This is a genomic window from Gilliamella sp. LMG 34360 (assembly GCF_984568995.1).
On the sequence record NZ_OZ474900.1, the window covers coordinates 2,024,627 to 2,051,064 of the forward strand.

Genomic DNA, 26,438 nt, shown 5'->3' on the forward strand with positions numbered 1-26,438 from the left:
TATAAATCACCATTCAAGAAAAGTATGTGAATTTTTATACTGAAACATATGCTTCTCCTCAAACTTTTTGACAAATTTTTTTATATGGTTTAATTAATACTAAAATTTAACCACGATAAGATAATAATGACTATTGTTTCAGAGCTGAATCAATTTATTTTATCAATAGCCTTTTTACTGTCCATTTTTTAATAATACATCAAATTTCGCAATGACTTTAAATGATTAATTTTTTAGTTAACAGTATTATATTAATAAAGTTTATTTTTAAAACATAAGTTCATTTTTATTAAATAAAAGAGTTATAATATCTGCAAAATTTTATGGACAAATTTAGGCTTTAAATTGAATGTTCAATTAGTTGATCGCTTAAAAAAATCACAATTATACCAAAAAAGACATTCAAACAATGTTTTGCTTTGGCGTGAGATTTTCCCCTTAGCCATGCCAATTTTTATTGAAAACCTATCGGTCATATTGATGGGAATTTTCAGTACTTTTCTTGTAAGTTGGATTGGTAATGCTGAAATGGCTGCCGTCGGTATGGCGGAAAGCTTTAATATGATTATTATGTCCTTTTTTATGGCTGTCGCACTAGGAACGTCCGTTGTAGTTGCTTTCAGTTTAGGGCGTCACAATCGAAAAAAAGCAGTTTCAGCGGCACGACAATCCATCACTTTACTGATAATAATCTCACTTTTACTTTTTGTTTTTGTAGAATTTTCAGGCTATTGGATTGTTGAAATCATCGCTGGAAAAGCTGAACCAAAAGTCAAAGAACTTACTTTAACCTTTCTTAAATTAACTGTATTAGGTTATCCTGCATTAGCTTTTATCTTAGTGGGTTGTGGTGCATTAAGAGGTGCAGGTAATACTAAACTACCAATGTATTTAAACATCATTATGAATATATTGAATTTATCAATAAGTTACGTATTGATTTATGGTGTATTTAATTGGGAGGGTTTAGGTTTTATTGGTGCAGGCATTGGTTTAACGGCATCACGTTACTGCGGTATGATATTTATATTAATCGTATTAACGATCAAACCGAGTCGAGCACTATTTATACCATTTAGAAGCTATTTTCACTCGTTCAATGCGAAAATTCTTATTGATATTCTGAGCATTGGTATCCCAGCAAGTGTTGAATCCGTGATGTTTAATATTGGCAAATTATTGACTCAAACTTTTGTAGCCGGTATGGGAACCTCAACCATAGCAGCTAATTTCATTGCCTTTTCGATTGCTGGATTACTGAATTTACCAGGAGGAACACTGGGATCGACATCGACCATTATAGTGGGTAAACGACTTGGAATGGGACAAACCTATCAACCGACCAGACAACTGAAATTTATCTTCCATTTGACCAATATATTATTGTGTTTTTTGGCGTTTCTATCCGTCCCATTTGCGGGTCTATTAAGCTCAATGTATACCGATAATCAAGAGGTTATTCAAATATCTAAACATTTACTTTGGTTAAATGCTTTATTCACCCCATTTTGGGCATCTTCTTTTGTCTTGCCTTATGGTTTTAAAGGTGCAAAAGATGCCAGCTACACCATGTGGGTAGCCATTGGCAGTATGTGGATGTGCCGAATTGTAGTGGGCTATATTTTTGGTGTATACCTCGGCTTTGGTGTTTTTGGTGTTTGGTTTGGTATGTTTTTAGATTGGATTATTAGAAGTATATTCTTCTATCAACGATTAATCAGTGGCAAATGGCTATGGCGTCACAAGCAAAGAATCTAGTTGAATAATTTAAACAAAGCAAATCATTGTATAAAGATGAATTAAATGCAATTAAGCTCAACACATAACATATTGATAAAAATAACTTATTGAATAATTCAAATATTTCAGAAACGACGATCTCTATTTTGTCGGCATATCAGATTTATTGAATCCAATAGTTATAATCTTACTATAATTATTTAAAATTATTCTTTTAACCATCACATAAATATTTGATTAGCAAAGAACAATAACAATTAGTATCAAATGATAGTAATCTAATTAGCTCATAGATCAACTTTACCCACCTCTCTTGTTCCACAAACTGATTATTTCCTATTTATTACTATTTTTAATGATAATTTTTCTTACTTGTTACTTCGGTGGTTAATTTTTATAAATGAAATGACAAAATGATGGAAAAAATCCCAAAAGATTTACTAGTTAGACAAAAAAGTGTTGAAAATCATAATTAGGATAGAAACTTTCGTAAATAATGCGGTTTAAATTGGTGAGTATTTAATTATCTATGGTGAACGTTATGCGGCAGCACTGACCATTATCTTCAACCATGACAAATATATTTTGTGCTATCGTTACAGATGGATAAAAGATTCAGGTATCGTTGATGAATATCAAGAAGAAATTACTCAACTCAGTATATCTGTTTGCCAATTTAAAGTTGATGTTGGACTCAAGGGGATTTGCCAATTTTATTATGCCAAACAAGATAATCAATGGATAAAAATAACGCGTAATTTTGCCGCAGGTAGAGGGAAATGGGTAGGTGCCAAAGTTGGTATTTTTGCCTCAACTCTAGCAAGACAACCAACGGTAAGTATGAATTCGAATATTTGATAAAATAGATAACTAATTGGTTAGAAAAATTGCTCAATAACATATTGATGAATTGAGCAATTTCTTGATATTGATTAAGTTTAAATGAATAATCACATCTATTCTTAATTTTAACTTATATCTGTTTTGGTAAAATAAACAATTATCAACAAACTAATAAATTTCTGTTACATCATTTTTTAAATCTTTTCAAGCAATTGCGCTTTTTTCGCAGTAAACTCCTCTTGGGTTAAAATCCCAGCATCCGCTAGCTCTTTCAGTTGTTTTAATTGCTTGATGATTTCTTCATTACTATTTGCTGTATTATTCGCTGTTGAAGCCGTATTGGTATTGTTTAGATCAAACGATTTAGCTAACTCCACACCCGCACCGATTTGTAAACCAGCTCCAGCAAGTCCACCTTCATTTTGTGCAGCATCACGTAGAGCTTTAAGTTTTTCGTGTTCAACATAATTCAAGCCAACTTCTTTAGCTGCTAATGCGTCAGTTCTTGAATCGGCAATTCTATTGATTCGATCCAATGTTTCTTGATTAAACGATGTTGCTTCAACTTGAAAATCATCCAAAACAAGACCTAATTTAGTAAAAGGAACTTGGAGATTATCTTTAATTTGTTGAGATAACATAATTAACTGAGAATCTATATTTTGATATGAATAACTTTCAGTCGCTAGCTGTGATGAGATGGTAGGTATAATACGTGACATCATCAACTTATTAAGATCTTTTGCTGTATAAATTGAGTTGGTTCCAACAATTTCTTTGAAAAACAGCCCAGCATGCTCAATTTTGATCGAATAGGTACCATAAGCACCAAGCTCAATTGGAAATTGATATACACTATCAACATACTTAATTGGTGTTGCCGTTCCCCATTTCTGATCAACTAAGCTAGCTAATCGGAAAAAGTAAACATGCAGTTTATTTTCACTTTCAAAACTCTGTAATATTTTCACCAAGTTCGTAATAAATGGATGGTTTGATGTTGAAAGTTCGTAAATCCCCGATTTGATAATTACATCAATTACTTCGCCTTTGTAAACTAAAATACAACCTTGCCCAGGATTAATAATGAGTTTACTGGCATTTTTTATTTCGCTTGTTGGGGTTGGAAACTCATAGAATAAGACATCCGGCTCTTGGTTTGTCCATTCTATGACTGTTTTTAATTGTCTTTTAAAAAAATTGCCTAAAGCCATTTAGATTACCTTATATTTTATTTTTCTTGAGTTAATGTTATTTCTTTTGAAATCGTTCCATCGGAACTAATAATTGCATATTTATCACAGTTTTGTTTAGCAATAAAATTATCATTTAAATGAGTGACCTCTTTAATCCTAATCTTATCTTCCGATAGTGTCCACAATACTTTGCCTGTGTTTGTATCAAGTCTTTGGTAATTGTAATGTGAATCAGGGCTCGCACTCGCTTTAGTTTTTATGATTAATGAAGTATCGTCAAAATAAACAATTTCAGGGCTAAAATATAATCTGTTAGGCGTTAAATTTTGATGAGAAACTAATCGATATTTAGAATTTCGATAAAAAGTATTATCAATGTTATAAGCACTTGCCTCATCAGTGAATTTACCAGAACCATCTGTTCTTTCATCGCCTACATCAGCTGAAGTAAAGGTATAATAACTTTTGCCATCAGGGCTGACATAGGTGAATTTAATTAATTTAAAATCTTTATCATATCGTTGAGCAAAGCTAAAAGCCGTATGTTCACTGCTATCATTTACTTGATCAAAGTTCTTAAGTGCCATGTAAAAATCGTTATTATCGACATAAGCTTTGTCCTGAATTGGAAAATAATAAATTTTTTGCCCATCATCAGTAAGTATATGGAAAACACGAGCACCTCTTGTACTTTGAGCAGTGGTAATATTAATCGATGCGATACCCGTATTGTATTGAGGGTAATTTTCTAATAATGATGAGGTTACTTCCGTCAAAGTAAGTTTCTTTTTATCAAGTAGGAAAGCGGATCGTTTTCCTGCTGTTAGATAAGTTTTATCTTGAGTAAAATCATAGGAATCCCATTTTACGTTCCCAAAATTATCCAATTTTAAATCTGCAATTTCACTTTCTTGAATAATTTTATTAGCAAGCAAATCATGAACAACAAAAAAGTATTTACTTTGGCTTGATTGGCTGTATTTTCGTTGAGCAATACTAATAATGAAAGGTTTGTTCTCAACTGCCGTTAATGAACAATAATGATAATTAACTTCTTTGACACTATTTTTTGTCTCAGCAGGTAAGGTTGTATCACTCTTTGTTGATTTTGTTGTATGAGTTACAGGAGGATTTGAATATGAATTATTCGAATAGGATTTTGATTTAAAGAATATTGAAATCAAACTACCGAAAACGATAGCAACAACGATACATGCAACAATAATAATAATTGATTTAATGTTAGCTTCATCAAGATAATTTGTTTGTGTACTATTCTGATTCTGATTATGATATTTAACATTTACATTTATATCATCACTATCTAAAAAATATTCGGTATTACAATTTTCACAACGATAATGTTCAGGTTTTATTTCCGTTTTTTCTATACTGCCGCAATTTGGACATTTTATTACTTTAATTTGCTTTGCCATTCCGATTTACTCTAATTGTTATTTTATAAATGTATAATTTTTGCTATTTTATCTATTTTATAATTAAGTGTCACTTTAATAATTAATTACTGCCAAAATTGATCGAGTTGCAATGGAATGACTTGTACATTTTCAACGATTGGATATAAAGAAGCCAACGACAACTTATATTCATTGGCAAAGCTTTGACTATAAACAAACCAACGTGTGTGGTTAATTTCTACAATCTCATCATTATAAAAAGGGAACGGTAACTCAAACGAAGATGGTGAGAGATAGAATCCCTGCCCTTGAGCTTTCATAATTGCTTCTTTTAATGTCCATAATTGAAAGAAGTCAAAATTTGGATTATTAAGTGCTCTTTGGTACTCATTTTCTGTCATAACATCCTTATAATCAATAATATTGATGGGTTTAACATGTTCAATATCAATGCCAACTTCACCATTACTACTGTATACACAAGCAACCCAATCATGAGAATGTGAAATATTAAAATGTCCTTTTATTGAATGAATAAATGGCTTTCGATAAAGACCATAATCAATGATGGGTAAGTGGGATTGTTGAAATTGTTCATGACATTGTAAAGAATAGAGCAACAACATTTTACCAACTAAACTGCGGCATTTATCTTGCTCAAATCTGAATTTCTCGATATCTAACTGCGCGGAGTGGCTAAGTATTTTTTTTTGATCTTGTAGAACAGACCATGATAGGTTATTGATATTCGCTAAATAAATGAAGTTCATTATCTTTACCTAAAAAGTATCCCCTTAAAATAAAGTTTATTTTAAGGGGATAGTTTATATTAAGGTTATAAAATTTGAGCTAAGATCTCTTGTTCATGAGATAAAATTGTGTAGTGATCACAATCTAACTTAACTAATTTTAATTGAGAATTATCCTGCAAATAAGTATCAATATTATTTAATACATATTTTTCAGCTAAATCTCCACCTTGTTCAATCTGTTCAGCTTTAAACAACACAACTTGAGTCTGTTTCAATTGAGCAGATATTGGCTGTATAACGAGCTTGTTATCAATTTTTGCATAAACCTCAATCTGATCGCGTACATGTGCAGGTAGATTTAATCGATCCATAGCATGAGTAATGTTTACTGGATGATTATATTGTTCTAAATCCTGCTCTTTTAATAGCCAAGTGTCCAATAGATAAATTTCAATCTTTTCGATTCCTTGCTGCTCAAGTAGTACTGCGATTTGTAACGCAATGTTGCCACCTAAAGACCAACCAAGTAATTTGATTGGCTGATCTTTGGTTGCAACTTTACTGATATGATCCAGATAATATTGCGCTAATACATTGAGATCCTCAATAGGTTTGTCATGATATAAATTGTAAGAATCTACACCAAAACAGCTGTATTTTGAGGATAACTTATTCGCTAATGATTGATAAACATCACATCCGCCTAATCCAGGGTGAATCATAAAAATTTGTGGTTTTTCATGATCAACTCTTAATTCCACAATAGGATTAAACTGCTGTTTAGCCGTTGAGATTTTCTTCGCTAATTCCCGAATTGTGTTGACACCTAAAATATCAACTAAACGCATTTTAACTTTAAACGCATCATTAATTCGGTTATTAAGCATCATAGCCAAGATACTATTACCACCTAATCGGAAGAAACTATCTTGCATACTAATTTCTTCAGCAGGAATTTTAAGGATATTAGCAAGGACTTCACATAATGTTCTTTCAGCATCATTTTCTGGCGCGACATATTCAACCTTATCGGTAAGCTCTGGTTTTGGTAGAGCTCGACGATTTAATTTACCATTTGAAGTAATTGGTAATTCAGTTAAATATATAAATGCTGACGGAATCATATATCCCGGTAAAGTTTCATTTAAATGAGCTTGTAATAATTGGCTATCAATCTCCTCATTAGCAAGATAATAAGCAACCAAATACTTACTGCCCGAAGCCTGTTCATAAGCGATAACAATGCTATGTTTGATTCCATTATACTGGGTTAATCGAGCTTCAATTTCACCAAGTTCAATTCTGAATCCGCGAATTTTAACTTGGAAGTCATTACGACCTAAATACTCAATATTACCATCAGCTAAAGAACGAACAAGATCGCCAGTTTTATAAATTCGACCGTTGTAATCTTGTGCTTTTTCTGCTTCCGTTTGGAACGGATTAGCAATAAAACGTTCATTTGATAATGGAATGTTATTTAGATAACCTCTAGCGACATTATCACCACCGACATACAACTCACCTATTCCGCCAATAGGCACTGGCTGTAATAATTCATTAAGAACATAAGCCGAAGTATTAGCAATCGGTTTACCAATTAATACTTGTGAAATATTCGGATTATTACAATCATAATAAAGTACGTCAATGGTTGCTTCTGTTGGTCCATAAAGATTATGTACCTCACAGTTTGGCATCAACACTTGACATTTTTTCACTTCATAAAGATTAAGTGCTTCACCACTACAGAACAGATATTTTAATCCCTGAACTTTTGGAACCAAATTAGGTTGCGCTTCTAATGTTTCCACAAATGCAACTAACATAGATGGTACAAAATGTAATACAGTGATTTGTTCAGCTTCAATCAACTCTGCAAGATAGACATTATCTTTATAAAGTTCTGAATGAGCAAACACAATACAAGCACCATACCAATTCGCCCAAAATAGCTCCCACACCGACACATCAAAGGTATAGTTTGTTTTTTGTAAAATATGATCCTTTTCAGTAATCGGATATTCGTTATTCATCCAAATAATACGGTTTACCGCACCTTGGTGCTCTAACATTACACCTTTTGGCTTACCGGTCGTACCACTGGTATAAATCACGTAAGCTAAGTTTTTAGGTTGTGCCAATGGCGTTGGATTAGTTGTTGGATATTTACTTAAGCAATCAATCGTTTGTGAGGATTGCAAGTTCAATGCAACTTGATCCTTAGAAACTAAAGAATTGATCTTTTCGTAACTTAAGTTAGTCGTTAATACAACCTTAGCTTTGGTATCTTCTATCATATAACTGAGACGATCTTCAGGCATATTAGGATCCATTGGTACATAAGCCCCTCCTGCCTTCAAGATAGCTAAGATACTTACCAACATATATTTACAACGTTCAAGACAGATCGCCACCAAATCATCAGGCTGAATATTAAAGTTTTCACGCAAATAATGTGCTAGCTGATTAGCTTGTTCATTAAGCTCTTGATAGGTCAAGCGATCATTTTCATAAACTAAAGCTAGATTATTTGGTGTTTTTAATACTTGTCTTTCAAACAATTGATGCATTGTCACATCGGTTGGATAATCGCAACGCGTCTTATTCCAATCAAAGATCACTTTTTGATAAGTTAAGTTATCAATCAAACGTAAGTCTGTTAGAGTTTGTTGCTGTTGATACATCTTAGTAAATTGCTGCAAGATTGATTCATAAATAGTGATATAGTGTTCAATCGTCTGTGACTTATAGAGTTTAGTAGCATAATTGAACAAGCCCGTTATCGCTGGTTTAGAATCATCAAGCATCACGGTCATATCAAACTTAGCCGCTTGATAACTTGCATTGTCATTATAATAACGTTGCAATAAATTATCCTCTTTCCCATCTTCACCAAATGACTGTACGCCAAACATTACTTGGAAAATAGGATGCCTTGAGGTATCTTTTTCAATCGATAACGCATCAACTAAGCGCTCAAATGGTAGATCTTGATATTGTTGAGCTTGCGTAATTAATTCACTGGTCTGCAAAATGAACATTTTTAGGCTGTCACTTGGTTCAATACATTTTCTTAATGCTAATGTATTAACAAAGAAGCCAATGGTATTTTCTGTACCCTGATAATGTCTTCCAGCAATTGGTGAACCAATGACAATATCTTTTTGATTGCTAAATGAACTAAGTAGTAAATAGAAACCACTGAGTAGCACAGAATAAACACTAACATTAAGCTCTTTTGCTAATGACCGTATTTGTTGGCTGACATCATAATCAAGTTCAAACATGACATTTTGACCCGTATAATCAATTTGCTGCGGACGAACATAGTCAGTCGGCAAATTAAGCGGTTCAAAATCAGCTAGTTGATCTTGCCAGAACCGCAATTGCTGATTCAAAATATCACCTTGCAAATACTGCCGTTGCCATAAAGCAAAGTCTTTATATTGCACTTCAACAGGTGGTAAGTTAAGTGCAACCGCTTGATTACTATCACCTAAAGATAAAGCTTCATAGTATTGATATAACTGTCTGAACTCATTAATGAACAGATCAATTGACCAACCATCAAATGCAATATGGTGGATCACAATACTCATATAATTCTCTTGAGCTAATTGATAGCGACAAATCGAGATCGGTAACTCATGAGATAACATGAATACTTTGTATACATGATTATGAATCGCTTTATCTAATTCAGCTTGACTATCACAATAATGATTTTCGATTGCTAACGGTTGTTGTTGCAAACTTATCACTTGTTGGTAGGCAACACCATCTGTGGTATTTTTAATTAATGAACGCAATACTTCATGGCGCTGAACAATTTCTTGTAACGCTTGCTCAACAAACGAGATATTAGTCTCTGGCAGAAGTTTAAATACTAATGGTATATTGTAGGCGTTGCTACCTCCTTCATAACAATCAATAAACCATAAACGTTCCTGCGCAAAGGATAATCTCTGTTCTTGTTCATTAGCCACCTGTTGTTTGGTAATTGATTGACGTTTTTGGTAATTACTGTCAATAAATTTCGCAATATCCTGAATGGTACGATAGGTAAAAATATCACCCACACGCACATCACGTTCGAAAGTTTTAGCTATTTTACTTGACAATTTAATAGCTAAAATACTGTTACCACCTAATCTAAAGAAGTCATCGGCCACACTAATTGAGTCGATATCCATCCCTAATAGTTCAGCAATATCTGCAACTAACTGTTGTTCAGTCTCTGTACTAGGAGCAACATAACTTTCTTGCATAACAAAATTAGGCATTGGCAATGCTTTACGATCAATTTTGCCATTCACATTAACAGGCATAACCATTAGATGAACAAAGGCTGCTGGAACCATATACTCAGGTAATGTTTGTTCTAAATAGCCAGTTAATTCATTCTGATCAATGGCTGTATCAGATATATAATAAGCAGCAAGATATTTATTACCTTGATTATTAGTCAGCGCCACAACAAGTACCTGCTTAATTTGAGGATGACTGATTAATCTTGTTTCAATCTCACCTAATTCAATTCTGAAACCGCGTATTTTAACCTGAAAATCATTACGACCAATATATTCAATATGACCGTTCGGTAAATAACGAACCAGATCGCCCGTTTTATAAATTCGAGCATTATAATTTTGCGCTTTTTCCTCACTGGTTTGGAATGGATTTGCGATAAATGACTGATTTGTCAATTCAGGGTTATTTAGATAACCACGACCGACACCCGCACCACCGATATATAATTCTCCAATAACACCAGGAGGCACAGGACGCAAATATTCATCAAGAACATACAAAGTAACGTTTTTAATGGCTTGTCCCAAATCTGTATTTAGGTCATCTTTACTATAACGATGAGCCATAGCCCAGACAGTCGTTTCACTTGGTCCATAAACATTAATTAACTTGATACCCTGCTGACAATAACGATTCACTAATTTAGCATTAACAGCTTCTCCACCCACTGTTAAAACAGGGACTGAAAGCAAATCATCTTGATCAAGTAAAGCTGGTGGGATAAAGGCAAAATCAATGTGTTGATCTTGGGTATATTTTGATAATGCTATAAAGTCTAAACGTTTATCTTCTGACAGAATGTGCAACTGATGACCATTAAGTAAGGCGTTATATATTTCAAAAGCATGCGCATCAAAAATATAATTTGAATACCATAGAACGTTTTTCTGATCTTGTTCATGATGACATGGTTGTAGATCTAGAACGTCTTGCTGAACTGTTGCTAAATTAGCTATTCCATGGTGTTCAATCATCACACCTTTTGGTAGTCCAGTGGTACCACTCGTATAAATAACATACGCCAAATGATGGGCTTGTGTTGAAGTAATCACATTGTGTTTATCAAACTGTGAAAGTTTGTTACCCATTGATGGATCATCAACAGCAATAACTTCTGGTTGCAATTGAGTTTTTAATTGAGTTAATTCTTTAGCATAATGAGCATGAGTTATCACACCTTTCGCTTTAGTATCATTAAGAATTAACTCTACTCGTTCTGCTGGTGTGCTTGGACTAATTGGCACATAAGCAGCCCCAGCTTTGAGCACAGCTAAAATACTTACTATCATATATTGCGATTTATCTAAATATAATGCAATTAAATCATCAGGTTGAATTGATAATTGTGATCGTAAATAATTTGCCAGTTGATTCGCTTGTTCATTCAAACTTTGATAAGTTAAAGTTATTCCCTCATAAACAACTGCAATAGAGTCAGGTGTTTTCTGAACTTGCTCTTCAAACAATTGGCTCGCGAGTTTATGATGTTCAAATGAAACAATGTTCTTTTGTTGGTTAACAATTAATTGGTCATACTCTTGCTCAGTTAATAAGTTAAGCTTAGATGCCTCTATAGCTGGATTTTTAGCTAAATGTGTTAAGGTTAATTCTATTCCTTTCAATACACGTTTAATAGCTAAGTCATTAAAGAGTTCTCCAGCATATTTGATTTTAATCGATAGCTTACCAGCAGCCTCGAAGACCACAATTCCGAGAGGATAGTCAAGTTTTTCATGACCGCCTTGGAACACAATTTTTAATTCATCTTCTTCGCTTTCTGATAATGGGTAATTTTCAAATACAAATAATGAATTAAATAGACGTGTACCCGATTTTTGTAATTCAATCAGATTAATATTACTGTTATTATTCACATTATTAATGTGTGATTGTAACATTTTGATGGTTTCAATGACGCTACCATCACTATGCTCTAAAATTACAGGTAATGTGTTAATATAAAGCCCGATAGAATTTTCTATACCGTCAATTGGTAAATTACGACCCGATACCGTCATACCAACAACGGTAGTTTTGCTATTACCAAAAATGCTTAATTGTTGATGCCAACAATATTGAACCAAAGCATTCAATGTAAACTCATTGTTTTTACATAATGATTTTAATTGTTCACATTGTTGGGAACCAATCTCTATCGAAATTTCTTGTGGATCTTCAACGTATTTTTGGTCAGCTAAGTTAATATGTCTTAAATCCGCTTTAAGTAAGCTCTCTAGATTTTCAGGTTCAAGTTCAACATTAAGGTATTGTTTCCAGAATGATGCTGTCTCATTGGTTTTACTTTGTAAGTAAGATTGTGCAGCTAAATAACTGCTATCTTCTTGGATAGTAATCTCTTTTTGATGTAATAGAGCTAAATAATTTTGATGCACATCATTTAGTAAGACAGGTAAACTCCAACCATCTAAAATAGCATGATGATTATTAAATAAACATCGGTAATTCTCATCAGAACATTTAATTAAGGTCACTCTAAATAGTTGGCCTTTCATTAAATCATAACCGATTTGTTCATCTTGTTTAATCAATTTATTCATACTGACTTGTTGTTGATCTTGAGTTTGATTGCTAAGATCAACAAATTGCCAAGCAAAATCAGATTGTTTATCAATAATCTGTACCAGTTCTTCTACCCATGAAAAACGTAATCGTAATGATGGGAATTTTTGTTGCGTAAGATGCCATGCTTGTTCAAGCAAATCAATATTCAGTGAATTGTGATAATCCCAAATCATCTGAATTCGATAAGCATTATCTGAATCTCCCTGTGAAACAGCATGATATATAAACCCTTGCTGTAAACTATTTGCAGGATAAATTGCTTCTATTTCTTTATCACTCTGTAATGAATTAAGCAGTATTGGAGAGATCACGTTATTAATATCAGATTGTGTCAAATAACTACGTTCAATCAGTACTAATTGATCAATGAGCTCATTAAGCTGTTGAGTAAAGGACGTAACTAAAGCTTCACCGTGTACATTATTGACGTATCCTGTAATAGCAAATTGTAATTGATCATCCAAAATACCACCATTAACGGATAAAAAGTCAGTCATGCGATTATTAGAAGACATTGCTAAACCGCTATCTTCATCACTAAATCGCCATTTATTAGCTTTTTCAGTACTATCAAATTGACCTAAATAGTTGAAGCTAATCGCTGGTAAAGCTTGTGTAATATAACCTACCAAATAGCCATAACCTACACCATGGTTAGGTATTTGTCTTAAGGTATCTTTAATCATGGCAACATTATTAATAACATTATGGTTATTCACCATTAGTTTAACTGGATACATACTGGTAAACCAACCAACCGTGTTATTAATATCCATTTCAGTGTAAAGATCTTCTCGTCCATGACCTTCTAATAAAATATAATGATCATTACCACTGAATACCAATTTTAACGCTTGTGCGAGTGCTGTTAATAAAATATCGTTAATTTCAGTTCCATATACCTTATTAACCTGACTAAGTAAACGAGATGTTTGCGTCTTAGACAGCTGCATTTTGGCTTGATATAGCGTATCAACACGATGTTGATCAAGATGATTATGATACTGATTAATATCAGCCAATATAGTTTGCCAATAAGCAGGTTCTTGCTCATTAGCAATGAGCGTTGGATATTGCTGTTGTTTATTGACCCATTGACGATAACTACTACCTTTTTCACCTAGAATATCTTTCACATTGATATTGGCATCAACAGATGATTGTTGGCTTAAATAGTGATAAATAGCTTCTAGATCATCTTTAATGATACGCCAACTTACTGCATCAATATTTAAATGATGCGCAGCAACATGGATACGAGCAGAATTATCATCAAAACCAATTAAATAACCAAAATGACATAATGCCCCTTGATTAAAGGTAAAATGACTTTGCCAATTAGTCAATAATTGGTGAATCTTATCTTGTGACCAACCAGAGATATTTTGAGTAGAAAATGGCAATCTCTCAGGCAGTGATTGATAAGTTGCCACTGAATCATGATAATTAACTCGTAACATATCATGATATTCAAGCAATTTTTGTACACTTAGTTTGAGTAAATCAACGTCAAGCATTGGAACTTTAAGCAAGAATGCTTGATTCCAATGGTGATAGTCTGGGAATCGGTCAACTGCAACTTCTTTAAAGAACCACTGTTGAATAGGAGAAAGTTCAAGAGTTCCTGTTAAAATACCTTGTTCGGTTTCCACACTGATTTTTGCTTCATGACGATTATTAATCACATGATTGCTTAAAGCTTCTACCGTTCTTAAATTAAAAATATCTTTAATTGATAGATAATAATTAAGAGCCTGTTTAATTCGGTTGGTAAGTTGAATACTGCTAATACTGTCCCCACCGAGTTTGAAGAAATCATCATGAATACTGATTTCATTGGCTTGTAAACCAAGTATATTTGCAAAGGTTTGACAGAAAATAGCCTCTGTTTCATTTGTTGGACCGACATAGTTTTGCTCATCAAGAAGTTGTGGTGTTGGCAACGCTTTACGATCCAATTTACCATTCATGTTCATTGGCATAGCGTCAAGATGAACAAAGGCAGCCGGAATCATATATTCAGGAAGAGATTGTTGTAAATAACCAACGAGTTGTTCTTGGCTCAATGATTGTTTAGCCACATAATAAGCAGCAATATATTTAGCACCAGCACTATTTTTCAAAGCTAGTACTGCAGCTTGCTGAATATCAGGATGGTTGACTAAACAAGTTTCAATTTCTGCAAGTTCAATTCTAAATCCTCGAATTTTAACTTGGAAATCATTACGACCAATATAATCAATATTGCCATCCGCTAAATAACGCACTAAATCGCCAGTTTTATAGATTCGCGCATTATAATTTTGCGCCTTTTCGACAACAGTTTGGAATGGATTTTGGATAAATACTTTATCTGTCAGTTCAGGTTTATGTAAATAACCACGGCCAACACCATCACCACCTACATAAAGTTCACCAATTGCCCCCTCAGGTACAGGACGACGTTGTTCATCTAAAATATACAGCGATACATTTGTCAATGCTTTACCGATTGGTACACTGTAAGTAAATGGTTCTTGTGCTAAGTTAGTTAAATAAGAAACAGTAAATACAGTGGTTTCAGTTGGGCCATAAGCATTAACCACATTGACATGCGGATAAAGTTGATGGCACTTATTAACATGATATGCGGATAAAGCTTCACCACCAACGAATATGTAATTTAATAATTTTAAATTAGCAACTTCATTATCGACTAATGCATTGAAGAAGGTGGTTGTACAACAGAAATTAGTGATTTTTTTATCACCAATTAACTTGTTAAACTGCTCTAAATCTAAAAATGTCTCTTTTTCAACAATAACCAGTGTCACACCATTAAGTAAAGGGGTGTAGAGATCGTAAACAGAACCGTCAAATTGATAACCAGAGATGCTTAGTAAACGATCGTTAGAGTTGATTTTGACATAATTAGCATTAACAATAAAGTTATTAAGATTTTGATGTTCAATCAGCGTTCCTTTTGGATTGCCCGTTGTTCCACTCGTATAGATAACATAAACTAAATCATGCGGTTTCACTTTAATTAAAAGATTATCTTTCGCATAATGTTTTAGATTATCGACAAAATCAGCTTGATCAACAGCGAGTATGGATACATTAGGGGCTAAATTAGTTACCTTCTCACAATGATTTTCGGTTGTAAGAACGGCTTTAACTTGAGCATCTTGCATTATGAATTCGTTACGTGTATCTGGAGCATTAGGATCCATTGGAACATAAGCTCCACCAGCTTTCAAAATAGCTAAGTAGCAGATCAAGATATATTGTGAACGATCAAGATAAAGACCAATCAAATCGTTAGGTTTTATATCAAAGTGTTCTTTCAAGTAACGCGCTAACTGATTGGCCTGCTCATTAATTTGTTGATAAGTTAGTTCAGTATTTTGGAAAATGACTGCAATATGATCAGGTACTTGCTGGACTTTTTCTTCAAACAGTTCTGCAATAGACTTGTCTCTTGCATAAGATTGAAACGGTTTATTTTTATCAAAGATCAGTTTATTGAAAGTAGCCGCATCGACTAAACGCATTTCAGTTAACGATTGTTCTGACTCACACATTTGAGCAAACTGTTCTAAAATAGTTTGATAAATAGTGATGTAGTGCTCAATGGTTTCTTGTCGGTACAGTTTGCAAGCATAATTAAATAAACCAGTAATAGCTGATTTAGAGTCATCAAGCATTACCGTCATATCAAACTTAGCAGATTGATAATTGACAGTTTCACTTTGATATAAAGATAATAGCTCTTCAGTTTTACCATTATGTATTGCTGACCCAAATGATTGTACGCCAAACATTACTTGGAATATTGGGTGCCGTGAAGAATCTTTCTCAATCGCTAATGCATCAACTAATCGCTCAAATGGCAAATCTTGATATTGTTGAGCTTGAGTAACTAATTCACTGGTTTGTAAAATGAATGATTTTAAACTATCTTTCGGATCAATACATTTACGTAATGCGATAGTATTAACAAAAAATCCTATAGTATTTTCAATACCTGAATAATTTCTACCCGCAATTGGAGAACCAACAACCACATCTTTTTGATTGCTAAAAATACCTAATAATAAATAGAAACCACTCAATAATACTGAATAGACACTCACATTGAGTTCATTAGCTAATGAACGGATTTGTTGACTTATTTGTTCATTAATTTCAAAAGGAATATCATGACCTGTATAATCAATTTCCCTTGGACGCGGATAATCTGTAGGCAAATTAAGTTGTTCAAAATCTTCTAACTGCCCTTTCCAGAAATTTAATTGATTATTTAAAAAATCACCTTTTAAAAGATTACGTTGCCATAAAGCAAAATCTTTATATTGAACTTCGACTGCTGGTAAACGTAATGTTTCAGCATATTGGTTATCTCCTTGAGATAGAGCTGTAACATAATGATAAAGATTGACTAACTCGTCCAAAAAGATATCTGTTGACCAACCATCAAATGCAATATGATGAATGACAATGCTTAAGTAACTGTCACCAGCAAATTCATAACAGCAAACATAAATCGGTAATTCTTCGGATAAAATAAATGTTCTATGCAGATCCTCATAAATTGCAGCTTCAAGTTCTGCTTTGCTTGAACATTTTTGTTTATTAACCTTCCATGGGAATTGTTGTAAATCAATAATTTGTTGATAACCAATTCCTTGTGCATTGGTTTTAATTAATGAACGTAAAACTTCATGTCGTTCAATAATTGCGTATATTGCTTTTTCAAGTAGATTAATATCTGTAGTGCTTGTTAGTTTAAATACCAATGGAACATTATAAGCATTACTACCACCTTCATAAGAATCGATAAACCATAGACGCTCTTGTGCAAAGGACAATAATTGTTGTTCAATATGATCAACAGGCATTACACTAATTGACTGTCTTTTTTCCTGATTCTTATCAATAAATTGAGCTATTTTTTGTGCAGTACGGAAAGTGAAAATATCAGCCACTCGAATAGAACGGTCAAATTCTCGAGTCAGCTTACTTGATAATTTGATAGCTAAAATACTATTACCACCTAAACGGAAGAAATCATCAGTAACACTGATAGCATTCGCTTCAAATCCTAATAAAGTGGCTATTGCCTCTACGATTTTATGCTCAGAAGTTGAGCTAGGTGCTACATAGCTAGTTTGGGTCAGTAAGACTGGTTTTGGTAGTGCTCTTTGATCAATTTTACCATTAATCGTCACAGGCATAACGAATAAATGAACAAATGTTGAAGGAACCATATAATCTGGTAACAGATTGATTAAATACGCAGCCAATTCTGCTGAATCAAGTTCATTATCCGCAACATAATATGCAGCTAAATATTTATAACCACTTTGATTATTGAGTGCTAATACTGTGGCTTGTTTAATCTGTGGGTGCATCATTAATTGCGATTCGATCTCACCAAGCTCTATACGGAACCCACGGATTTTTACTTGGAAATCATTACGACCAATATATTCAATATTACCATCAGGCAACAAACGGACTAAATCACCTGTTTTATAGATACGATCATTGTAATTTTGCTTTCGTTCATCTTCTGTTTGGAATGGATTTTTAATGAACACTTTATTGGTCATCTCAACATTGTTCAGATAACCACGAGCTACCCCAGCACCACCGATATAAAGCTCACCAATACAGCCAATAGGCAATGGGCTTCGTTGTGGATTCAATACATATACCGATGTATTAGGTAATGGTACACCAATAGGAACATTGTTACCAAAAGAGGTTTGACTTTGATTTGTTAAATAAGTCGTAGCAAGCGTTGTTGTTTCTGTCGGACCATAAGCATTTACGAGGTTAACATTCGGGTATAATTTAAGGAATTTATTTACGTGAACGGCTGATAAGGCTTCCCCTCCAGCTAGAATATAGCGCAATTTTGCTAAATTAGGCAACTGAGCATCAACTAACGTATTGAAAAATGTTGATATAGCAAGGAAGTTGGTAATATGATATTGCTCAATCAACTGATTAAATTTATCCAAATCTAAAAGATTTTCTTTAGCAGTAATAACAACTCCAGCACCATTGAGTAAAGCACTGAATATTTCATAAATCGATGCATCAAAATGATACCCTGCAATACATACTATGCGATCTGACTCATCAACCTCGACATAATTAGCATCAATAATTAAGCGATTAACACTGTGTTGTTCAATTAATGTTCCTTTCGGATTGCCTGTTGTTCCACTAGTATAAATAACATAAGCTAAATCATTAGGTTTAGTTTCGATAATCGTATTATCGGTTGAATAATTTTGTAAGGTTGCAGTAAAAGATGGATCATCAACCGGAATACTTTCAACGGCTGGCATTAGCACATTCAATTTATCGACATAATGAGAATGTGTAATAACTGCACGAATATTGGCATCCTCTAAAATATATTTATTGCGCTCGTCAGGTGCTGTAGGATCGATCGGAACATAAGCGGCTCCAGATTTAAGTACAGCTAAAATAGCAACAATAATTTGCTCGGTACGATCTAAATAAAGACCAACTAAATCATTTGGCTTGATAGAAAAATGATCTTGAAGATAATGAGCAAATTGGTTAGCTTTGTTGTTCAATTCAGAGTAAGACATCTCAATTTGTTCAAAAAGCACAGCGGTATTGTTTGGTGTTTTTTGACATTGTTCTTCAAATAACTGAGCAATTATTTTATTACTCTTATAAGGTTGTTGAGTCTGATTTATATCATGAATTAAAAATTTTAAATCATCTTGATTCAGTAACTCAATATCATTTACTAAAATATCGGCTTGATCATTGCTTAAATAGTTAAGTAATTTTATAAACAGTCTTTGATAGAACATCACAAGTTGTTCAACTAGTTGTTTATCTAATTGCTGTTCACTAAATTTAACACGATAGTTAATACGGTTATTATGTTCTTCTTGTTCAAACACCAATTTATTAGATAAATCTATTTGAAATTCATGATTAACTGCTTCATCAATCATCCCATTGAGATTCATTTTATGGTCTCGAACAAAGGTTTGCACAAACGCTACATCCAGAATATTAGGATTTTCAGCAAATTGCATAATATCGTAAACTGGTAAGTATTTAGCACCTGTTTGTTTAACCTTTTTATAATGAGCCAGAATATTTTGAATAACAGATTCTAAGGTTGAATTTTCTTCAAAATGGTAAACAACAGGTAATGTATTAATATGAGCGCCGTAGATTAATTCTTTACCTTCATTAAAAGCAATGGGATAAACAAGAGGAATGGCGCTTTGAGATGTCATTTTGTTTAATAACAAAGCCATTACCAATTGACCGAATAAATAAGGTGTTATCTTATGTTTACGTCGTATTACTTTAACTTGATTATAAATATTTTCGTCATAGCTAAAAGTAAATTCACTAATATAAGGCTTAAATTGGTTTAATTGCTTTGGTTTTTCGGTTGATAACTTTAAGAAAGTAAAATCGATATTTTTAACATCTTGTAACTCTTCTTTCCAGAAATCTTCCATCTGCTGTTTTTGCGTTGTTAGAATTTCATGATACGAATCATTAAGTTTTTCATGCATTTGAGCTTGTACTTCATAAGATGGTAGCTCATAAGGTATATCATTATAGTATTGACTTAGTTTATCCCAAAACTCCTGAGTACTTACTCCATCAACTAAAATATGATGGAATACTAAAATACTTCGATATTGTTTATGACCGACTTTTATAATATGGAATCGTGCAGGAATATCTTTCTCTAAATCAAAAGGCTCCGAAACTATTTTACTGATATCTTCGTTACTTAAGGGTTGATCATGATAGACTAAGAGCGTTTTTAAATTCTCTTCGGTAATTGATTCTCTTTTTTTCCAAAAAATACCATCATCCTGATTTACAATGAAACTGCGAAAAACAAAATGCTCATTAATAATATTCTTGAAACTGTCAAAAAGTTTTTCTTTATTAAGCTCTCCAGAGATCATATTATCAGATACAATGTTGTAATCGCTTCTTGATGGGTTGGCTAGCCATTCATAATAAAATATTGATTGATAAGGAGTGAGTTTTATTTCTTTCATTTTTTTGCCTGTAAAATTGTATTAACTTTATTAATTTATAATCATTATGTATTTCTACTTTTTTTATTCTATAAAACAAGCTTTCATGTTTTTTATAAAAGCTTAGTAAATAATGCTTTTAATTTATTCATTCTTTACAATTGACAATATTATATAGATTATTTGTTCATGTAAACTGTTTAAGTAAAATTTAAATTAACTTTATGATATTAATCACATTTTATTCATTTAGTTATATGTAGAGGGATTTTTTTAGTAGGCCCCAAAAATGGAGTATTTTTGACAAAATAAAATATTTTAAAAAAAATCAAAAATTTACAAAACATTATTAAAATTTACATATCTTAAAATTTCTTTACAATAATTTTTTGATAGACAAATATTGGTGACTTTGATGAAACTTTAATCTATCCTAAAAGGTCATGTATAATAATTACCATGTTAGTTATTTTAATTAGCCATATTTTTTACTTTTTTTTGATAAATAGCAAAAATTAGATTAAAACAAATTTTTTGTATTATTGATCTATAATTTTTTAAATTAACAAAGTCACGTAAACTAATTTTCCTTAATTCTATTAAGTTGTTTTAATAACACCCAAAGATTTAATTTCCATAATTATTAAGTAAAAAATCTCTGGGTATTTATAAACTGACTAAACTAAATTTATGAATTATTCCTCTTTTGCAATTTTATCAAGTGCTAATGGTAAAAATTTATCTAATTGATTTTCTACTTTGATATAAGCAGCTATTGGCATTTTATAAGGATCGGAAAGGTCTTCATTTTTACCGGTTGCAAATTCAGCTAACGTATATACTTTACCTTCAGCTTCTGGGTATTTGCTTAAAATTCGATCTTTATGATTTTGGGTCATTGTCAATAAATAGTCTGATGAATCAACATCTTCTTTGACTAATTGAGTCGCTTTATGTGAAGAGATATCAATGTTTCTATCTTTTAATACCTTAACGGTGCCTTCTTCCGGATTGATTTCATTAGGATCAACATTTACACCACGTGATTGGACTGAGATATTTAAATTATGTTTTTCCACATAATCCTTAGCTAAAGCTTCTGCCATTGGGCTACGCCCAGTATTACCTGTACAAACAAACACAACAACACGATCAAGTGAAAAACAAGAAGCACTAAACAGCACCAATAAACCGATTAAATTTTTTTTGAGATTAAACATTAAATTGCCTTCATAATTAACTAATTATTAAAATTCATGATATCAAAGATAGATCTAAAAGCTAATTAATTTTACTTTTAAGTCTTCAAATGTATGAAGCTATTACATCCAAAAACCTTATTGAATAAGACTTTTCAAAAAATACTACTTATCTTTTAAAATTAACGTTGAGAATGATCATTGATCCATATAATCTTATTTGAAAGTAAAAAATTAGTTAGATTTTTTGTAAATGTAATATTTTCTTTTGTTATAAGTATCAATAATGTAATTACCTACTTTATTTTAGCATTTTGCTATTAAAAACCTATTCAGGTGGTGAAAATAAATCTTAATTTTCATCTAACAAGGTTAATAAACGATTACGGCTTTGCTGTAAAAGTTGAATTTGCTCATCTATTTTTAATAAAGTGTCACTCAACCCCATTTTGAATTCTTCACAGGGAGAAAATTTTTTTTTCTGATTTTGCCAACAAGGGAGGATCCTACGAATCACTTTTAATGTTAATCCAGCCTTATTTAACTTATGAATTAGTTTTACTCGGTCAATGTCCTCTATTTCAAACTGACGATAACCTGAAACTGTGCGTTTTGATGAAAGAAGTCCTTCTTCTTCATAATATCTAAGCATTCTAACACTGATCTGACTTAATTTTGATAATTCACCAATTTTCATATCACTTCCTATTGACTCTAACAGAGCTGTCATACTTTATCATATGTTCGCATTTATTAAAGGAGGTATTAAATGATTAAATTAATAACGCTAGTTAAACGCAAAAAGACATTAAGTTATCAAGAATTTGATGATTATTGGCATGAACATCATGCAACTTTAGTTAATTCACAAAAAGAAGCTTTAGGAATTTATCGCTATGTACAAAGCGTACCATTACAAGATAAAAAACCAGGAAATGCTATGCGTAACAGCAGAGGTGCTCCTTTCTTTGATTATGATGGAATGGCAGAAATTTGGTGGCAAAGTAAAGAAAAGATGCTAAATATCAGAACTTCGCCTGAAGCAAAAAAAGCTATACAACTATTATTGGATGATGAAAACCAGTTTGTCGATCATTCACAATCGTTAATCTGGTACGCAACGGAACGAACGATTATTTAAATGCACATGCTTTGCTATAATTCGTTGTTATCATTTTAAATTCTAATAATTTTATTCTAAGTAAAAAGCCATTCTGAAATGAATGGCTTTTATATAGATTAACAGAAATTAATAACTGTAAAATCTTTACTCCCACTCTATAGTAGCAGGTGGTTTTCCGCTTATGTCGTATACAACTCGTGATATGCCATTTACTTCATTGATAATGCGGTTCGATACTCTTCCTAAAAAGTCGTATGGAAGATGAGCCCAGTGGGCGGTCATGAAGTCGATGGTTTCAACGGCACGCAGTGAGACAACCCAATCATATCTGCGTCCATCGCCCATGACGCCAACCGAGCGTACTGGTAAAAATACGGTAAATGCTTGGCTAACTTTGTGATATAAATCGGCTTTGTAGAGTTCTTCGATAAAAATCGCATCGGCTTGTCTTAATAAATCACAATATTCTTTTTTCACCTCACCCAGTACCCGAACACCTAAACCCGGTCCCGGGAATGGGTGGCGATAAAGCATATCGTAAGGTAAACCAAGTTCCAGACCGACTTTACGTACCTCGTCTTTGAATAATTCACGTAATGGTTCAACTAAGCCCATTTTCATATCTTCAGGTAATCCACCCACATTATGGTGAGATTTGATGACATGAGCTTTACCTGTGTCAGCAGCAGCGGATTCAATAACATCAGGATAGATGGTTCCTTGAGCAAGCCATTTGACATCTTTTAATTTTGCTGCTTCTTCATCAAAAACGGCAATAAATTCACGACCAATAATTTTACGTTTAGCTTCTGGATCGGTTTCGCCTTTTAATGCAGCCATAAAACGGTCTTCTGCATTAACAGCAATAATATTTAAACCAAATTTATCACCAAACATCTCCATTACTTGCTTTGCTTCATTTAAACGCAGCAAACCATGATCAACAAAGACACAAGTTAACTGATCCCCAATAGCTTGATGTAATAATAATGCGGTAACTGATGAATCAACGCCACCAGAAAGACCTAATAATACTTTATCTTTGCCAACTTTTTCTTTAATACGAGCAACTGCATCCGTGATAATAGAGGACGGTGTCCATAATTTTTCACATTGGCAGATATCAATAACAAAACGTTGCAGTAACTCTAATCCCTTAACAGTATGCGTTACCTCCGGATGGAACTGCACGCCATAAAACTGTTTTTCATCGTTAGCCATAATGGCAAATGGGCATGTTTCTGTTTGCCCGATTAAAGTAAACGTGTCGGGTAATGAAGTGACTTTATCGCCATGACTCATCCAAACATCGAGTTGCTCAAGTCCCGCATCACTTGTGCTATCTAAAATACCTTCGGTTAATTTGGATTTTGCAACAATATCAACTTTAGCATAACCAAACTCACGTTGATTAGATGCTGTAACTTGTCCGCCCTGACCGACTTGGATTGCCATAGTTTGCATACCGTAGCAGATACCTAACACAGGCACACCAGCGTTAAATACATATTCAGGCGCTCTTGGGCTATTTTGTTCGGTCGTACTTTCAGGGCCACCTGATAAAATGATGCCTTTAGGATTAAATTGTTTAATTTTTTCTTCCGAAACATCCCATGGCCAAAGTTCACAATACACACCGATTTCACGAACTCTTCGAGCAATTAATTGCGTTACTTGTGAACCAAAATCCAAAATCAATATACGCTGTTGGTGGATGTCTTTATTCATCAATTTTAATTCCTAAAATATAAGCCAATATAAAAATTGCTTGGTATTGTATCATCTAATCATTATGCTTAAATAGCGTATCAGCATTTTTTATGTAATAAATATTCATAAAAAAGATATTTAGCATATTAGGGAAATAAAACTTGCAATTAAGGTGAAGCATAGCTGAGGTATTTGCAGGCTTACTCACTGATCAATATTTAAAGGAAAATATCTGAAAAACAGAAAAATATACACAGTAAATATAATTTCACTAGGTATATATTAATTAGGAAGTTAGTTTATTGTTTGCTTTTTATTTGAACAACAATTACCATTTTTCAACAACAATATTATTTCGAAATTTTAGGTATAGTATTGCCAAGATCATGTTCAAAACGTGCATTAATCTATAAATAAGTATCTTTAACTATGAGTAGTTTAGCACCTACCAATTCTACCCCCAGTATTATTATATTTTTCAAATTGGTATTTATATCTACGTGACTAGATTTTGTAAAATCGTGCCAAACATTGACGATGGTATAAATCATAGCCATTTGTCGTGATTTATCCTAATTACGATAAGTTACTCATGTAATTTACTTTAAGTACAAATATAAAAACTTGCATAAGATTTAGAGTTACTGTTGCAGTATTGATATTGTTATCACCGTACTAGTTTGTCACATTTAACAGAATCCATAAGCACTTTTGTGCAATATAAGTAAAATGTTAAATCGATAAAATTAAAACTGTTATGATTTATTGAGTAATACCTCTTACTAATTCAGAACAAACAAAGCCCGCACCAATAATAATATTAATTTTTATAGATATTTGATTCAAAATTCTTGGCTTATATACCCTAACATTGAACTGTTTTAATAACAGGTTTTGCTTTTGACTTGTGATAACCAAAAAAGCAAAGATTATTTTTTAATACTTTTTTACATATTGATTTCATGAGTAAAATTTCATTCAATCCAAATGGGCAAAAAAAAGATAAAAGCCATAGCCGTTTCGTTTCATCCTTTTCGTTGCATTGGACAAAATTGAGATAACTTTTCATTTTATTTAAATATTGCCATTCTTCTTCCTTATTCAAATAAGCCCAATTGAGGTACCCTAATGGTCTATTATTTTTAATCAATAAAATAAAGTTTTTAGACTTGATGATAGGAAGTAATGCTTCTAATGCTGAACTTATCGCCGCATTTCGATAATTAGGGTTTCTATTCCATAACCACATGGTATAGCCTAATACTTCGGATTCATTCCACGCAGTATCTTGATAAATATTTGGTGCAATGATTTGGATTAAGTTTTGATTAGAACTGTTCATTTCGTTTTACCTCTAATAACATTAATTTAAAACCAATTTATTAAAAGATAGAAGTTATTTTTATGTAGTAAATTAGAATTACTGACATAAACATTACTTGTTTAGTCATTTAAAAATGAATGAAATGAGCAAATACAAAAAATAACTATTTAATTAGATCACTAAAAATA

The 26,438-nt window shown here is 32.6% G+C and carries 11 protein-coding genes; 3 read left to right on the forward strand and 8 right to left on the reverse strand.

The genetic code is table 11. The annotated features are described in order from the left end of the window. Positions 1-345 precede the first annotated feature (345 nt). Complete coding sequence (locus AC5LW9_RS09160) at positions 346-1,758, forward strand: EmmdR/YeeO family multidrug/toxin efflux MATE transporter (RefSeq protein WP_144091217.1); 1,413 nt, start codon at positions 346-348, stop codon at positions 1,756-1,758. A gap of 567 nt (positions 1,759-2,325) precedes the next feature. Further along, a complete protein-coding gene (locus tag AC5LW9_RS09165; RefSeq protein WP_493455717.1) occupies positions 2,326-2,598 on the forward strand; it encodes a beta-xylosidase family glycoside hydrolase in 273 nt (90 codons plus the stop codon). 179 nt (positions 2,599-2,777) lie between these two features. Here the strand turns inward: AC5LW9_RS09165 and AC5LW9_RS09170 are convergent, their stop codons facing one another. From AC5LW9_RS09170 to AC5LW9_RS09195, 6 genes are all read right to left on the reverse strand, one after another. After that, a complete protein-coding gene (locus AC5LW9_RS09170) occupies positions 2,778-3,797 on the reverse strand; it encodes an SPFH domain-containing protein (RefSeq protein WP_086327369.1) in 1,020 nt (339 codons plus the stop codon). A gap of 17 nt (positions 3,798-3,814) precedes the next feature. Then, a complete protein-coding gene (locus AC5LW9_RS09175; RefSeq protein WP_493455718.1) occupies positions 3,815-5,215 on the reverse strand; it encodes a hypothetical protein in 1,401 nt (466 codons plus the stop codon). A gap of 86 nt (positions 5,216-5,301) precedes the next feature. Next, positions 5,302-5,967, reverse strand: coding sequence for a 4'-phosphopantetheinyl transferase family protein (locus AC5LW9_RS09180; protein WP_198236748.1), 666 nt, complete (start codon positions 5,965-5,967; stop codon positions 5,302-5,304). Positions 5,968-6,032: 65 nt separating this feature from the next. Then, a complete protein-coding gene (locus AC5LW9_RS09185) occupies positions 6,033-20,915 on the reverse strand; it encodes a non-ribosomal peptide synthetase (protein ID WP_493455719.1) in 14,883 nt (4,960 codons plus the stop codon). Positions 20,916-21,589: 674 nt separating this feature from the next. After that, positions 21,590-22,114 (reverse strand): low molecular weight protein arginine phosphatase, encoded by a 525-nt coding sequence (locus tag AC5LW9_RS09190; RefSeq protein ID WP_493455720.1) that lies wholly within the window; start codon positions 22,112-22,114, stop codon positions 21,590-21,592. A gap of 331 nt (positions 22,115-22,445) precedes the next feature. Further along, positions 22,446-22,790 carry a MerR family transcriptional regulator gene (locus AC5LW9_RS09195; RefSeq protein ID WP_493455721.1) on the reverse strand — a complete coding sequence of 115 codons (345 nt, stop codon included), beginning with the start codon at positions 22,788-22,790 and terminating at the stop codon, positions 22,446-22,448. A 72-nt stretch (positions 22,791-22,862) separates the two neighbouring features. Here AC5LW9_RS09195 and AC5LW9_RS09200 point away from each other — a divergent pair, with 72 nt between their 5' ends. Then, entirely contained in the window at positions 22,863-23,234 is a 372-nt protein-coding gene (locus tag AC5LW9_RS09200) for an EthD domain-containing protein (RefSeq protein WP_198228235.1), read from the forward strand. 126 nt (positions 23,235-23,360) lie between these two features. Here the strand turns inward: AC5LW9_RS09200 and guaA are convergent, their stop codons facing one another. Continuing rightward, entirely contained in the window at positions 23,361-24,944 is a 1,584-nt protein-coding gene (guaA, locus tag AC5LW9_RS09205) for a glutamine-hydrolyzing GMP synthase (protein WP_198228233.1), read from the reverse strand. Between the two features lie 847 nt (positions 24,945-25,791). After that, positions 25,792-26,268: a toxin-activating lysine-acyltransferase gene (locus AC5LW9_RS09210; RefSeq protein WP_198236587.1), complete on the reverse strand. Its 477-nt coding sequence runs from the start codon at positions 26,266-26,268 to the stop codon at positions 25,792-25,794. Positions 26,269-26,438 lie beyond the last annotated feature (170 nt).